The 13,626-nt window shown below is 60.4% G+C and carries 10 protein-coding genes; 2 read left to right on the forward strand and 8 right to left on the reverse strand.

All coding sequences use genetic code 11. The features are described from left to right. Window positions 1-2: 2 nt before the first annotated feature. The 7 genes from ACYCCG_RS16575 to ACYCCG_RS16605 all read right to left on the reverse strand — a co-directional run bounded on the left by ACYCCG_RS16575 (window position 3) and on the right by ACYCCG_RS16605 (window position 9,674). Entirely contained in the window at window positions 3-2,147 is a 2,145-nt protein-coding gene (locus ACYCCG_RS16575) for a capsular polysaccharide biosynthesis protein (RefSeq protein WP_459671177.1), read from the reverse strand. Then, entirely contained in the window at window positions 2,147-2,713 is a 567-nt protein-coding gene (locus ACYCCG_RS16580) for a GNAT family N-acetyltransferase (RefSeq protein WP_121162019.1), read from the reverse strand. Before ACYCCG_RS16580 ends, ACYCCG_RS16575 begins: the two co-directional genes overlap by 1 nt. Window positions 2,714-2,717: 4 nt before the next feature. Then, complete coding sequence (locus ACYCCG_RS16585) at window positions 2,718-4,253, reverse strand: LTA synthase family protein (RefSeq protein ID WP_339444512.1); 1,536 nt, start codon at window positions 4,251-4,253, stop codon at window positions 2,718-2,720. Window positions 4,254-4,260: 7 nt separating this feature from the next. Continuing rightward, window positions 4,261-5,037 (reverse strand): SDR family NAD(P)-dependent oxidoreductase, encoded by a 777-nt coding sequence (locus ACYCCG_RS16590; RefSeq protein ID WP_459671180.1) that lies wholly within the window; start codon window positions 5,035-5,037, stop codon window positions 4,261-4,263. Beyond that, window positions 5,034-6,353 carry a capsule biosynthesis protein gene (locus ACYCCG_RS16595; RefSeq protein WP_459671182.1) on the reverse strand — a complete coding sequence of 440 codons (1,320 nt, stop codon included), beginning with the start codon at window positions 6,351-6,353 and terminating at the stop codon, window positions 5,034-5,036. Before ACYCCG_RS16595 ends, ACYCCG_RS16590 begins: the two co-directional genes overlap by 4 nt. Next, window positions 6,293-8,314 (reverse strand): capsular polysaccharide biosynthesis protein, encoded by a 2,022-nt coding sequence (locus ACYCCG_RS16600; protein ID WP_459671184.1) that lies wholly within the window; start codon window positions 8,312-8,314, stop codon window positions 6,293-6,295. Before ACYCCG_RS16600 ends, ACYCCG_RS16595 begins: the two co-directional genes overlap by 61 nt. 307 nt (window positions 8,315-8,621) lie before the next feature. After that, on the reverse strand, window positions 8,622-9,674 hold the full coding sequence (locus ACYCCG_RS16605) for a phosphotransferase (RefSeq protein ID WP_459671186.1): 1,053 nt from the start codon (window positions 9,672-9,674) through the stop codon (window positions 8,622-8,624). Between the two features lie 638 nt (window positions 9,675-10,312). On the opposite strand from ACYCCG_RS16605, the gene ACYCCG_RS16610 reads away from it, so the two are divergent. Together ACYCCG_RS16610 and ACYCCG_RS16615 are read left to right on the forward strand one after the other, a co-directional pair. Next, window positions 10,313-11,245 carry a KpsF/GutQ family sugar-phosphate isomerase gene (locus tag ACYCCG_RS16610; RefSeq protein ID WP_098089219.1) on the forward strand — a complete coding sequence of 311 codons (933 nt, stop codon included), beginning with the start codon at window positions 10,313-10,315 and terminating at the stop codon, window positions 11,243-11,245. 257 nt (window positions 11,246-11,502) lie between these two features. After that, window positions 11,503-12,249, forward strand: coding sequence for a YqiA/YcfP family alpha/beta fold hydrolase (locus ACYCCG_RS16615; RefSeq protein WP_459671189.1), 747 nt, complete (start codon window positions 11,503-11,505; stop codon window positions 12,247-12,249). 69 nt (window positions 12,250-12,318) lie between these two features. On the opposite strand, the gene kdsB is transcribed toward ACYCCG_RS16615, so the two are convergent. Then, the gene (gene kdsB / locus ACYCCG_RS16620; RefSeq protein WP_392460474.1) at window positions 12,319-13,605 is read right to left on the reverse strand and encodes a 3-deoxy-manno-octulosonate cytidylyltransferase; all 1,287 of its coding nucleotides are present in this window, start codon (window positions 13,603-13,605) and stop codon (window positions 12,319-12,321) included. Window positions 13,606-13,626 lie beyond the last annotated feature (21 nt).

The following is a 13,626-nucleotide window of genomic DNA, read 5'->3' on the forward strand; positions in this document are numbered from 1 at the left end:
ATCTAGTCCTTTGATGGGGCCAATGGCCGGCCACAGCCGAGCATGGTCCGGGTATAGTTGAGCAACGGCGCCACTCGCCGATAGGCCACCCGCGCCGGGTGTGGCGCGTTGAGGCAGGCGAGGGCGTGCCAGGCATCGCAGGGCAGGTCTTGCTGGACGTCGGCATAGCGCGCATAGCGCAACAAGGCGCCGGCTACCAACTGGTCCAGGGTTAAACGCCGGGTGCGGCGCGGCAAGGGCTGATGGTCCTCGGTCAGGCCCCAGCCGGCATAGAACGGCGTGCCATAGGTGACCACCGGCAGCCCGCGCAGCAAGGCTTCGAAACCGGCGGTGGAACTGAGCGTATGCAGTGCATCGACCTGGCCATACAGGCTGGCGATGTCTACACCCGCCAGTACCTGATCGGCCAGCCCCACCAGCTGTGCCGGGGCGATGTGCCCGCGGCGCTTGCCGGCCTCCACGTCGGGGTGCGGCTTGTACAGAATCCAGGCATCCGGCAACCGCGCGCGCACCTGTTGCAGCAGGCGCAGGTTGCACCCGGCACCGCCACCGCTGCACAGCGCCGAGGCGTCATCCTCGACCTGGCCCACCACCAGTACCCGCAACTGCCCCGGCTGCGCCAGCAGGGCCGGGCGCACATTGCTGCGCAGGTTGAACTTGCTGGTGCCGCTGGCAACGATCTGCGCCCGCAAGCGCGCCGCTTCGGCCAGGCATGGGGCGTCAAATTCGCCTTGCTGCAACAGCTGCTCCAGGTCGCTGGCAGACTGCGCATCGTAATGAATGCCACCCCGGTCCAGCACCAGTGACAGCGCCGGGCTGTTGGTTGCCCCCAACCCCGTGGAGCGCAAGAAACCATCCTCGACCCGCCACAGTGGCACCCCCGCCTGGCGCGCACGTTCGGCCAGGCCGGCCGGCTCGCGCGCAGCCCACACCAGCAGCCGGCCCTGTTCGGCCGCAACCTGGCTTATCAGTTGCGGGCTGTCCACGCTGAAACGCAACTGCCCCCAACGGCTTGCGAAAAACCGCCGGATGTTGTGCTGCTTGTGCCGCTTCACGCCCAGTACCGTGGTGGGGCCGGCAAACGCAGCATCGCGGGCTTTCTTGTTGGCCAGCTGGCGGGCAACGGTCAAGGCATCGGTCAGTTGGCCGCTCAATGGGTCGACATAACGGCAGTAGCGCACATAGGCCGCCGCCACCAGTTGCACAAGGTCTGGCCGGGCCTGTCGGCGAGCAATGGCCATGCGGTCATCGGTCAACCCCCAGCCCGCGTAGAACGGCAGCCCGAAACAGGTCACCGGCACGCCCTGGATCAACGCCTCCAGCCCGGCCTGGCTGGTGCCCACGTACACGCGCCGGGCACGCCGGGCCAGTGACGCCCAGGCTACCGGCCGCGCCTCCAGCGTGACCCCACGGGCCCGCGCGGCATCCAGCAGGCAACTGGGCTTTTGCCCGCCCAGGCAGTCCGGGTGAATGCGCACGCGCACGTCGGCATCCGGGTTTTCTGCCAGGGCCTCATCCAGCATTCGCACGTAGTCGGCTTCGCATAGCCCGCCACCCGGGATCGAATAATCCCCGGCAGTCTGGTCCACCACCAGCACCAGCGGTCGTTCACGGCCTAGCGGGTCGTCGTCGGGCAGGTCCTGGGCGTTGTTGTACTTGCCGATGCCGCTGCTGCGCATCAAGGCAATCAGTTCGCGGGCGCAATCGAGTTCGTATGCGCTGAGCGCCTCGGGCTGCTGCAGGATGTTTTCCAGCAGCGACGGGCGGTCTGCCAGGTAGTGGATGCCCACCGGGTCGACCACCATGGACATCGGCGTATCGCCCTCGATGCCCAACGAAGATGAACGCAAAAAACCGTCTTCCAGCGCAATGTAGGGCAGCCCCCAGCGCTGGCACAGCACCCGGGCATGGGCCGACGACTGCTTGTAGCCGATACCGGCAATGGCCTTGAGCCCTTTGGGCGCCTTGCGGCCACGGCGCCACAGCCAGAAGGGCGGGCCTTCCGGGCCGAGGAACTGCGGCAGGTGCAGCACCTTCCAGGCCACCCATTGCGACATGATGCCGATCCAGCCGCTGCCGTCTACCAAGGCATCGGGTGGCACGTAACCTTCGGGCGGGTGGGGTACAAAGGGCGGTGTGTTGTGCATTACACAGCCCGCCACATGTTGCGCACCGGCGGGAACGGCACCCAGCGCTTGCGGCGCAGGGCAAAGCCATTATGCAGGTACAGGTGCTGCGCCCGATGATTGCTCAGCGGCACCTCCAGCTCTACCTGGGTAAAGCCCTGGCCGGCGGCGTGCGCGCAGCACGCCTGCACCAGCGCCGAGCCCACGCCTTGCTGGCGTGCGGCCTTGCTGACCCGCAGCCCGTACAGCAAGAACGGGTAGCGCCATTCGCGCAACTCGCTCAGGCAGAACCCGATAAACCGCACCCAGCCACTCAACACGCCGAACTCACGCACGAACGGCCGCCAGTGCAAGGCAAACGGCCCGCGCCGGCCATGCTTGAGCGCGGCAAAGCCCAGTGCCTGCTCGCCATCGAAGGCCAGCAGCACACGGTCCCAGTGGATAGCCGCCCCCAGCAGGCGATAGCGGCAGGCCGTATTGCCAATCAGAAACGCCAGCGACCCCCGCCCCTCGGTCAGCAAGCGGGCCAAGGCAGGGTCTGCGGCACGCTCCGGCGACAGGTCCGATCCCAAAACGATACGCACCACGTTGTCAGGCTACCCCGGCACTGGCCATAGGCGTGTCCTGGCGGGTTGCCGGCGCCAAGGCATGGGCCAGCAATGTGCTGGAAAGCTGCTGCACCGGCATTGGCCTGGCCCCGCAGCCAGGCTGGCGGCGGTTGGACCACACCAGGTAGTCGGTATCCCCCGCGGGCGCACCGACAGCCTGGTACACCTCGGGCAAAATCGGCACATGGTCGCCAAAGAAGCACAGCAGCGCCTCGTTCGGCTGGGCCAGCAAGGTTTCGCGCAGCATGCCCAGCATGCGGTCGGCATTGCCGATGTGCCGCAGGTAGGGCGCCAGGTCTTCCATGCCCGGTTGCAGCGGGCGGTCGAACCAGGCGGGCAGCTCGTGCGCGGCTACGCTTTCCAGGTGCAACGGGCCATGGTTTTCCATGGTGACCGCATGGATGAACAGCGGCTGGGTGCGGCCTGGCGCCTGCAGCAGCGCGCGGATTTTGTCTGCCACGGCGCAATCACCAATGAACGGCCCGGCCTTTTGCGAAGCGTTGAACGCCTTCACATCGATGAATTCATCAAAGCCCAAGGCCGGCAGCACCTTGTTGCGGCCATAGAAACCACCATCGTACGGGTGGATGCAAATGGTCCGGTACCCCTGCGCCTTGAGCCTGGAGGCGATACTGGGCAGGCCTTGGCGGGCCAGCACCCGGTACGGGTTGAAGCGGTGCACGCCCAGCCGGTCGGCGGGGATGCCGGTAAGGTAGGCGAACTCGGTACGCACCGTATTGGCGCCCCAGGCCGCCACCTGCAGCTTGCCCCGGGCCAGCGCCTGGCTGGCCAACAGGTCGTACTGTTCGAGCACTTGCGGGCGCACGCCAGGCCACAGCCCACGCACATCGAAGAACGACTCGCTCTGCACCGAGACCAAGTCCGGCAACGCCTCGGCCTGGGCCGCTGGCGGCTGCGAAGAGGCCGGCACAGCCCCACCCGCAAACGGCGAGCCCAGCCCGTCCCGGTCCACCGGCGCCCGCGCCGCCCAGAAGTACCGCCACAAACTGGCCGCCAAGCCCCAGCCGCGCACATCCCGCTCGGCATCAAAGCTCGGCTTCACAGGCCGATGCCCCAGGCGCAGCAAGCCCAGGCCCAGCGCCAACGGCAGCAACGCCTCAAGCCGCGCGCCCGGCACCTCGAAGCTCAACCCCGCCCACAGGTAAACCAGAAAGCCCACTGCCAGCAGCGCGGCCTTGCCAAAGCCAAAGAACGGCAAGTACAACCGCGGAAACTTCACTGCATCGCTGAAATACTCGAAATCTGCACACACAAACGGCTCACGCAGCGAGTGATACTTGGCGTTGCTTACCAGCACGATCAGCAGCCACAGCAGCAACACATTCACGCCACTGAACAACGGCCGCGCCGTCAGTCCATACAACAGCCCGAAGGCCACACACCACAGCCCCGCGTGCAGCAGCCAGCAATCGGCCGGGCGACGCAGGGCAGGGCGGGGAACCAGCAGGCGCTCGACCGCGACGGTCAAGCCCAGGCCGATCAAGGCGACCGGCAACATGGAAACATCAATCACTGTACTTCAACCCACGCAGGATCATCGAAGAAAGCCACTGCGGAATAAGCCCCAGCAGCCAGGTGCCCAGGTTGAGCGGGAACGGAAAGCTGATACGCGCCTGGTTCGCTGCCAGCCCGCGCTTGATACGCCTGGCCGCTTTGTCGGCGGTCCACAGAAAAGGTTTAGGCCCGGGCATTTCGAAGCACATCTTCGACTCCACATACCCCGGTACAATCACATTCACTTTCACCCCTTCCGGCGCCAGCCAGTCGCGGATGGCCTCGCCGTACACCCGGATGGCGGCCTTGCTGGCGCTGTAGGTCGGTGTGACCGGCAAGCCACGCCAGCCCGCCAGCGAACTGAACAGGGCGATTTGCCCATCGCCACGGCTGCGCATGGCGGGCAGGGCGGCCTCGACAGTGGCCAGAGCGGCCATCACGTTCACTTCCATCAGGGCGCGGCTGTCGTCCCAGCCTTCCGCTTCGCCATTGGCGCCCACGGCGGTGTTAAGCCCAGCGCCCACCAGCACCAGGTCGGGCTGATGCTGCTCGCTTACCCGGCGCACCATGGCCCGCAGGGCGTCCAGGTCGCGCACGTCGAGGGCCTCCAGCAACACCTGGGCACCCAGGGCGCGGCATTGTTCGGCCATTTCGGCCAGGCGGTCCTGGCGCCGGCCTTGCAGGATCAGCGTCACCCCCGGGGCGGCGTAGGCAGGCGCCAACGCGCCACCGATACCGCCTGTGGCGCCGGTGATGAGGATGCAGCGGGGTGAGGCATGCGAACTCATAGGTATTTTTCGATTCTTGAGGTTTTCGCCATCAGCACTTCCAGGCAGTTGGCCACGGCCATGTCCATGCCGCAGGCGGTGTAGAAGCCGCCGTTGACCTGGGTGGTGTGGATGACGGTGTTGCGGAAACGTTGAAACAGCGTGTTGTCGGGCGCTTCGGGCTGCTGCCAGAAATCATCCAGCCCGCCCTGGTGGGTTAGCCCCGGCATCGCGTAGATTGGCTCGGCCAGCGTGCAGGTAGGGCGGTGGTGCAGCAATGCAGAAGCCCCCGCGGTACTGTTGACGGTGATCATGCCGGTGATGTGCGAGAGCAGCGTAGGCATGTGCCCGCTTTCCATGAAGTCGACACGCTCGGCCACGTCGTACTTGCGCGCCAACTGCTCGGTGACCTTGCGGTAGTTCACCAGCCCAGGCGTCAACGGGTGGTTTTTCACCAGCAGGCGCGCATCGAAGGGCGCGTTGAGCGAGAACGAGTCGATCACATGCTCGATCACCTGGGTCATGTTCTGGAACGGCGAGTGGTCGCGGATTTGCGCATCGCTGTCCAGCTGCAAGGGCAGCAAAAACGTGGGGTGCCGTTCGCGGGCCACTTCGGCCACCAGCGCGTCGTCATGCACACGGGCACGCAGCAGGCGCATGCCCTGGCGAATGAAACCGGCGTACTCCACGGCTGCGTTGAACGGGGCATGGGTGCGGTAGCGCGGGAAGCACAGCCGGTTCAGCGCGCCGCCGGCGTGGTACAGCACATCGTGCGTGGCACGTGCGGCGAACGACAGCTTGAACGGGTTGCCATTCTGGTAGCGCGGAATGTACTTGCCCACATCGCGGTACCACTGTGGGTCACGTGGCAAACGCGAGTTGTTGTTGACCCCGTCGCGTTCCAGCGTCACCCAATACGGCCGAAAGTAGCCTTCCTCGAACACGTGCACGCGGATGCCCGACAAGCGCGCCAGGGTCACGGCCGGGCGGTGTACCGGGCGACAGTCGCCGAATAGCACCAGGTCGGTGATACCCAGTTGGTGGAACTCCTGTGAATACCAGGCCTGCATGTCTTCCGGGGCGTGCGGGCAGGTCAGCTGCGCGCCGCTGGGGCCATACAGGGCGTCACCGACATTGAAGCGCACACTGTGCACCCGCTGGCCGATATCCCGCAGCCCCTTGGCAAGGCGACTGAAGAAGGGCGAACTGACACCCTGAAGCAGCAGAAAATTGTGTGACGGGATACGCAGCAGCGGACCACGCGTCGCCCTTGCATTCAGTTGGTCGGGCGCTTCATGCCCAACAAACTGCTCAAGCGTCGTTTCAAGTCCTGCCATCGGGAGGGAGCTCCAGGCTGCGGTAAGGCGTGCCAATTTTGTAGTTCGTATAAGGTTTGTTCGGCGGTGGTGAAGCGGTTGGTCACCAGGCTTACGTAAGTGGGGTAGAGCAGCAGCGTGCCCGCAACCAGCTGGTCCAGCGTCAGTTGTCGGTTGCGCCTTGCCTGCACCGGTGCTTGAAGGTCCAGGTCGCGGGTCAGCCCCCAGCCGGCGTAGAACGGCTGGCCATAGGTCGTCACCGGCACACCGCGCAGCAGGGCCTCGAAGCCCGACTGCGAGGTCAGCACATGCAATTCGTCGACCACTTCCAGCAATTGCTGCAGTGGCGTATCGCCGATCACTTCATCGCACCAGTGCACGGTTTGCGCTTCGTCGTCACCGCGGGCGCGCGTGCCGGCCAGTACCTCTGGGTGGGGTTTGTACAACACCCATGCATCAGGGTTTTGCTCACGCACGGCGCGCAGCAGTTGCAGGTTGCTGCGGATACGGTTGCCGCCAAAGCGGATGGACGCATCGCCCTCCACCTGGCCAGGCACCAGGATCACCCGTTGCGCATGTGAAGGGCGCTGCCAGCTGGCGCCGGGCAAGTTGTACTTGGTCAGCCCCGCCGCGCAGATGGCCAGGCGCAAAGCATGCGCGCGGGCTAACAACTGTGGGTCGAATGGCTCTTCAGCCAGGATGCGCTCCAGGCGCGAAGGGCGGGTGGCGTCGTAGTAAATACCCAGGTCATCGACCACCCACGACAACGGTCGCGCCTTGCCGGCGCCCAGGCCGACCGAGCGCAGAAAGCCGTCTTCCACCCGGTTGACGGGCAGTGGGTGGGCGCAAAGGTGGGTGTCGTGCTTGCAGCCCCAGGACACCACGGGCAAGTCTTGCGCCAGCGGTTGCTCGGGCTTGACGAAGCGAATGGCTGCGCCATTGAAAAACAGGTTTGCCAGCGGTTCTTTCCAGCGGCTGAAACCCAGCATCTGTACGGCGCTTGGCAACACGCTGCGGTGCCGCCGTTGCAGCCCCAGCCAGTTGATCAGCACCTCTGGCGTGCACGGCTGACCCCGTTCAGGGCAGACATAGCGCGGGTAGGCCACCAGGCTGGCATGAATCAGTTGCGCCAACGGCACAGGCTTGCGCCGCGAAGGTGCCGGCAAGCGATCGTCGGTCAGCCCCCAGCCGGCATAGAACGGCATGCCCCAGGTGTGCACCGGGACGTTCCAAAGCAGGGCATCGAAGCCCAGTTGCGACGTCATCACGAACACTGCACGCATGCGTGGCAGCAAATCGGCCGGGTGAACATTGTGGGCCAGTATCTGCACCCGCGGGTTGCCGGCAAGCGCTGCCAGGTCGAAGTGCCCGGCCTTGCGCCCGGCCACCACGTCGGGGTGCACCTTGAGCACGATGGTGCTATGCGGGTAGCGGGCCAATGCCGCCTCCAGCATGGCCCGGAAGTCGCCGGCCCCTGCACCTTGCAACGAGGCATCGCCACAGGTCTGGTCGGCCACCAGCACGCAGTCGGCCGGTAACGCTGGCAACTCGATGCGTGCGTCGTTGTACTTCGACACCCGTTGCTGCTGCCACAGGTCACGTAGCGCCAGGGCACGTTGGGTTTGCTCGGCGTCTAGCGGTGTGGCGATCAACTGTTCGAGGCGGGACGGCTGGGCGGCGTCGTAGTACACGCCCACGTCATCGACGATCAGCGACAGGGGCGGCTCGTCGGCGCCCAGGCCCACGGAACGGATGAAGCCGTCTTCCAGCGTGAGAACGGGCTTGCCAGCCTTGTGCGCCTCGGCCATCGCCTTGATGGCGCTTGGCTTGCGGCCCCAGGCCATTACCCAATCAGCGAGCTCGACATCGCGCACGGCACCGCTTTGCAGCGCGAATTCGGGCAGCAAGGCAGGCAACGTACTGATGCGCTGGGCTCCTTTTGACAGGATCAGCAGGCGAGGGCGGGGCGAAGCGTCGTCCATATACGTGGAGCGGCATCCATTCAGCAAAGGGGCGGCATGGGCCTGTAGCCCTGCGGGTCCGGTGGAAACGAAAGAGGGCGAATCTTAATACAAATTCACATTTGTAGGCGTGCCGCTGAGCAAAAAACGCGAAAAGAAATTAGACGATATGTGCAGATGATGTCCTATGGTATCAAAATGATATCTGATCCCGACAAACTCCCCCGAAAACGCGGCGTACCACACACCGCTGGGGAACGTACGCACGCCTGTAGGAGCGGGTTTACCCGCGAAGCTTTTTCCCATAGGTACAAAAGCTCATCTACTCCTACTCCAGCATCTCCAGCAAATAGGTGTATTTTTCCAGCAGCAACCCCATCCGGTCGCGCTCCTTGTACTCAGCGACCGTTTCTGGGCGCAAGCAGTGGAACAGCGCCGTGAGGAGAAACACGTAGCGCAAGTTCCCTAGCGCCTGTTCCACATCGAAGCGCTCCGGCAGGGCTGCTCGGTACGTCTCGATGAACTCGGCCTGCGCTGCCAGGAATACTTTCATGTCCTTGCGCCGGAACAGGCTGCCCAGGTAGGCGCCGCCGTCAAAGCCTACGCGCCCAACCTTTACCTCGCTCCAGTCGATCAGGTGCAACTGGCTTTTGTCGACGAAGAGATTTTTTTGCAGGTAATCCATGTGGCTGATGCAGCGCTTGCTGCGCCGTGCTTTGGCTGCCATTTTTCGGGTCAACGGCACAAATGCCTTGAAGCGCTCGGCAAGGCCAGCAAACCTTTCGTCTTCGAGCCCAAGCTTCACCAATCCAGGCAAACACCGGGAGAAATTGAAGCGTGGGCGAAGTTGAAACCAAGGTCTGAAGAAATCCATGCTCCAAAGCAGAGGTGCCTTTACAAGTGGCTGCGCTTGCAGATAGTCATGGCTTAACGTCTCCAGTTCTGCAATGCCTAGCGCCAGCGGTTTGCCGATCTTGTGCATTCGTGGGGGCTTGCCGCGTACGAACTCGGTGAAGATCAAGCTTTCCCATGGTGTTTCAATAACCCCCAGGCAGGCGGGGTAGTGAAAATGTATGCTGCCGGTCAGCATGCCATCTGCGCGGTGAAAGCGCGCTTCCTGGCTGCCGATGAACGCTATTTTGCGAATCGATTTTTCCACGACCTCTACCGGTTGACCGGTACAAGGGTCCTGTAGCCGATGGTGGCGTACGTAGTTCACGAACGAAGCATTACCGCCCAGCACCTCGGTCGTAATCTCCAGCGTCTTTCCTTCCCATTGGGGGGCTAGAGCGTGAAGATGGCTTTCGAGAGAGGCGCTTTGCCAGCGGTAGTGTGTTTTGCTGGCTACATGCCGGCGTGTAGGAGGATTCATAACATCCATGTTGCCACTGCCATACGTCCAATTTGAAGCTGAGAAAGGGGGTATGCTGCTGTATGAGCGGCCTGTGTACAACGAAAAGTTACAACAAGATATTGATTTGGAAGGTGGGTGAGGGCTGAACGCCTTGTGGTTCAAGGGTTGCCGCTGGCGTCGGGGTTTGTGCTAGGCCAAGCGATGCTTCCCGCTTTTTTGGTGTCGTTGCGCGGGAATCGCTCCACCAGTATTTATCGGGTAGCGCGCCGAACTGGTCCAGCGACTGCATAGACAACAAGCCTTCACTGATGGTCCGAGAGTTGCGGTTTCCGCGTCTAATCACTTAATGACTTGCGTCAAACGAATCCAATGGCTATGGCGTTCCCGCGCAATCAGTCCGAGTTGGCACCTTGTAAAGGCACACCTACGAAGTTAGTTAACTGGTTGCCGGGTGTAAAAGTCTGCAGAGGCTGGGATGTGAAGAGATGGATTAAATTTGATGCCTCAATGACATCATGGGCTGAAATTCGGCGCTTAGTTCTCTGTTCTGCTAGCGTCGCCGCCAGTCAGATTGCTCTGAGACTGGTGCTTCCGCACTATGCTTCCAGCGGTAAAAACCTTAACATTCGCGCCTTCGTATACATTCGCTGTCGTCAGGGACGAAAATGAATCACCTCAGCATCGCCAAAGAAGCCCTTATCGCTCAAGCTCAAGCCGTTACTCAGTTGGCCGACCGCCTGGATGGCGAGTTCCAGAGCGCCGTTGAACTGATCCTTGGTTGCCAGGGGCGTACCGTGGTGTGCGGCATGGGTAAGTCTGGCCTGATCGGCCAGAAGATGGTCGCCACCTTCGCATCCACTGGCACCCCCAGCTTTTTCCTGCACCCGGCCGAAGCCTTCCATGGCGACCTGGGCATGCTCAAGCCAATCGATGTGCTGATCCTGATCAGCTACAGCGGCGAAACCGAAGAGCTGATCAAGCTGATTCCTAGCCTGAAGTCTTTCGGTAACAAGATCATCGCCATGACTGGCAACGGCAAATCTACGCTAGCCAAGCATGCAGACATCTGGCTCGACATTTCGGTCGAGCGTGAAGTTTGCCCGAACAATCTGGCCCCCACCACTTCGACGCTGGCGACTATGGCCATGGGTGATGCACTGGCAGTGGCGCTGATTGAGGCTATCCAGTTCAAACCAATGGACTTCGCTCGCTACCACCCCGGTGGCAGCCTGGGTCGCAAGCTGCTGACCCGTGTTTGTGACGTCATGCACTCGCCTGCGCCTGTTGTTTCTCCATCTACCAGCTTCCATGATTGCTTGCTGGTCATGACTCGTAGCCGCTTGGGCATGACGGTGGTGATGGATAACGACAAGCTGGTCGGTATCGTTACTGACGGCGACCTGCGTCGGGCGCTGCTGGAAGACGAGAGCGTTATTCAAGCCTCGGTTGAGCAGTTCATGACTGCCAGCCCACACACTATTCGCGAGGATTCTCAGCTTTCTGAAGCTGAGGCCTACATGCTGGACAACAAGATTCGGGCGTTGGCTGTGACTGACGCTGAAGGTGCTGTTGTGGGGGTTGTTGAAATTTTTGACTGATCGCTCCTAGACCTCGTAGGCGGTTTTGTGTGTCTTGGCAGCGTACGCTTCGGTGCGCTGCTTTGGCATTTCTCCTCCCCCCCCCCCCCGGAAATGCTGGCTTTTTCGGCCTACCTCCGCGCTCATTTCTCACTCCCTGCTTTTCCACCCTTGAATAATGATCTATATTCGACTGGCGTGAAGCGGTGGGTGCATTAAGGATGCTGAGATCCGCTTTCAATAATGCAGTTTTAAGTTGATCTGTATAGAGATGAGACATGATGAGCGCCGTTGAGTCACCAAATAACACGAATATCAAGCAGGCGGAATCTAAAGCTGATATTTTGAAATATGAAATTCAGCGGAATGGTGTTGAAGCTTTGGTGATGTCTGGGGCTAATCCCAAGCGAGCAGTCATTTCGTTTTCGAGCATGAATCCCGGTAAGTATGAGCGTTGGTCATGGTTTTTTGAGCGCCATGCGGAAGGGTGCGAAGATCTATATATAATTTTCAAGGACGACTCGCAGCATTATTACCTGGGGGATAGTACGTCCTCTATGTATATTAGGCATATTAAGTTTATTAACGAGCAGCTAGAGTCGCGCGGGCTTAAGGCGTCTGATGCATATATGGTTGGCTCTTCCATGGGTGGGTATGCTGCGCTTTATTTTGGGTTTACGCTTGGTGTTGCAGGTGTGGTCTCCATAAATCCTCAAGTCGATTATGCAAGTACCCGTCGTCACTCCTTGCAAAACTGGGAGAGGCAAATTCGGGCGATTGGAGATACTTGGGTTGATTTAAATGACTTTGTTTATCGTTTTGAAGTTAAGCCAAAGATACACATTGAGCATGGCGATTATCCTGCAGATGTGGCGGCTGTTAACAAGCTCATTGGATCGCTTACGGATTTGAAAATTTGCTACAGTCGAGAGTTCACCGGCGGTGGGCATAGCGAGACAACTATTAATAAATACCGTCTATTCGATATTATTGATTTCTGGGCTAAAGGGCGTTCTATAAGCTAGGCCAATTCTGCTATTGGCCTCCCTTGAGAGCATGGGGAAAGTAAAATTACTCTCCCTCATGCGGCCTTATTACTGAGCCATCGTGCTCATTACCTTGGCATATCCTAGTGCCGTACTGAGAACACTTTCTTTATCTTGGGCGCATAGAATAGCGTCAGCAACCTCACGGAACGCCCCTGTTCCGCCGCTGGCTAGCAGCGTTTGAGTTGCTGCTGCTTTCACGTAAATAGGAGCGTCCGCTACAGCGAAAGAAATGCCGCAAGCTGAGAAGGCTGGTAGGTCAATACTGTCATCACCAATGCATGCTGTTTGCGCAGATGTAGCACCTGCTTCATCCATCAATTGCACGCAGGCACTGTGCTTATCTTTAACCCCAAATTGGCACAGACTGATACCTAAGTCAGACACGCGTTTGCGTAAGGTCGCTGAGTCACGACCCGACAGCACTGCAACTCGTACACCGTTCTCTTCTAGCATGCGCATTCCCAGTCCGTCACGCACATGGAAGCGTTTAATGCATTCTCCTGTAGCATCATAGTAGATGCCGCCATCAGTTAGAACACCATCAACGTCCGTGATGACTAGGCGGATATCTTTGAGAGTCGGCTTGATAGTGGGTTGTTGACCGGTGATGAGAGCTCTGACATGCTCTAAGCACTCTGGCGTATCTACCCCAGGTCCTGTCGGCTCGACTATATAGGCTCGAATGCAATATCCAGCAGCCATAAGACGAAGTTGCTCTAGCTTTTCAGCATGCTCCATCATTGGTTGGGGTAGTGTAGAATATTGCGCAACTACATCGCGCCTATACGCATAGACACCAACGTGCTTCAAATAAGAAGTCGCTTCTTTGTCTCGAGGGTAAGGGATTGGCGAGCGACTGAAATACAATGCGTTACCGTTAGTGGCAAGCACAACCTTCACGGTGTTAGGGTTTTTAGCTTCCTGTTCGTCGATCGGGTGACAAAGCGTTCCAACGCTCACTCCAGCGTCGGCAAGCATGCCTGCGGCTAGCGACTCAATATCAGTCGGACGTACTAGCGGCTCATCCCCCTGGAGATTAATGTAGATGTCTGCATCAATCTCACGCATAACTTCTGCTAGTCGATCAGTGCCAGAAGGGTGATTCGGTGAAGTCATAACGTATTTTCCGCCGAATGCGCGTACCGCTTCTGCAACACGTTCATCGTCGGTGGCGATGACTACATCATTTGCGTTAGAAACCTGAAGAGCACGCTCGTAAACGTGCTGCACCATTGGCTTTCCTGCAATGTCGGCCAGCGGTTTACCTGGCAAGCGTGTTGAGCCGAATCGGGCTGGGATAACGATCGCGACCCGTTGTTCAGAGCTTGGCATGTTCACAATCCTTGCTACCTA

This window comes from Pseudomonas sp. VEM90 (assembly GCF_054611535.1).

Coding starts and splice junctions, on each gene's coding strand:
- ACYCCG_RS16585 (WP_339444512.1), bottom strand. CDS start 4,253: ATGTTGCCGGTCGCCTTGATCGGCCTGGGCTTGACCGTCGCGGTCGAG.
- ACYCCG_RS16575 (WP_459671177.1), bottom strand. CDS start 2,147: ATGCACAACACACCGCCCTTTGTACCCCACCCGCCCGAAGGTTACGTG.
- ACYCCG_RS16590 (WP_459671180.1), bottom strand. CDS start 5,037: ATGAGTTCGCATGCCTCACCCCGCTGCATCCTCATCACCGGCGCCACA.
- ACYCCG_RS16615 (WP_459671189.1), top strand. CDS start 11,503: ATGATGAGCGCCGTTGAGTCACCAAATAACACGAATATCAAGCAGGCG.
- ACYCCG_RS16605 (WP_459671186.1), bottom strand. CDS start 9,674: ATGGATGTTATGAATCCTCCTACACGCCGGCATGTAGCCAGCAAAACA.
- ACYCCG_RS16610 (WP_098089219.1), top strand. CDS start 10,313: ATGAATCACCTCAGCATCGCCAAAGAAGCCCTTATCGCTCAAGCTCAA.
- ACYCCG_RS16595 (WP_459671182.1), bottom strand. CDS start 6,353: ATGGCAGGACTTGAAACGACGCTTGAGCAGTTTGTTGGGCATGAAGCG.
- kdsB (WP_392460474.1), bottom strand. CDS start 13,605: ATGCCAAGCTCTGAACAACGGGTCGCGATCGTTATCCCAGCCCGATTC.
- ACYCCG_RS16600 (WP_459671184.1), bottom strand. CDS start 8,314: ATGGACGACGCTTCGCCCCGCCCTCGCCTGCTGATCCTGTCAAAAGGA.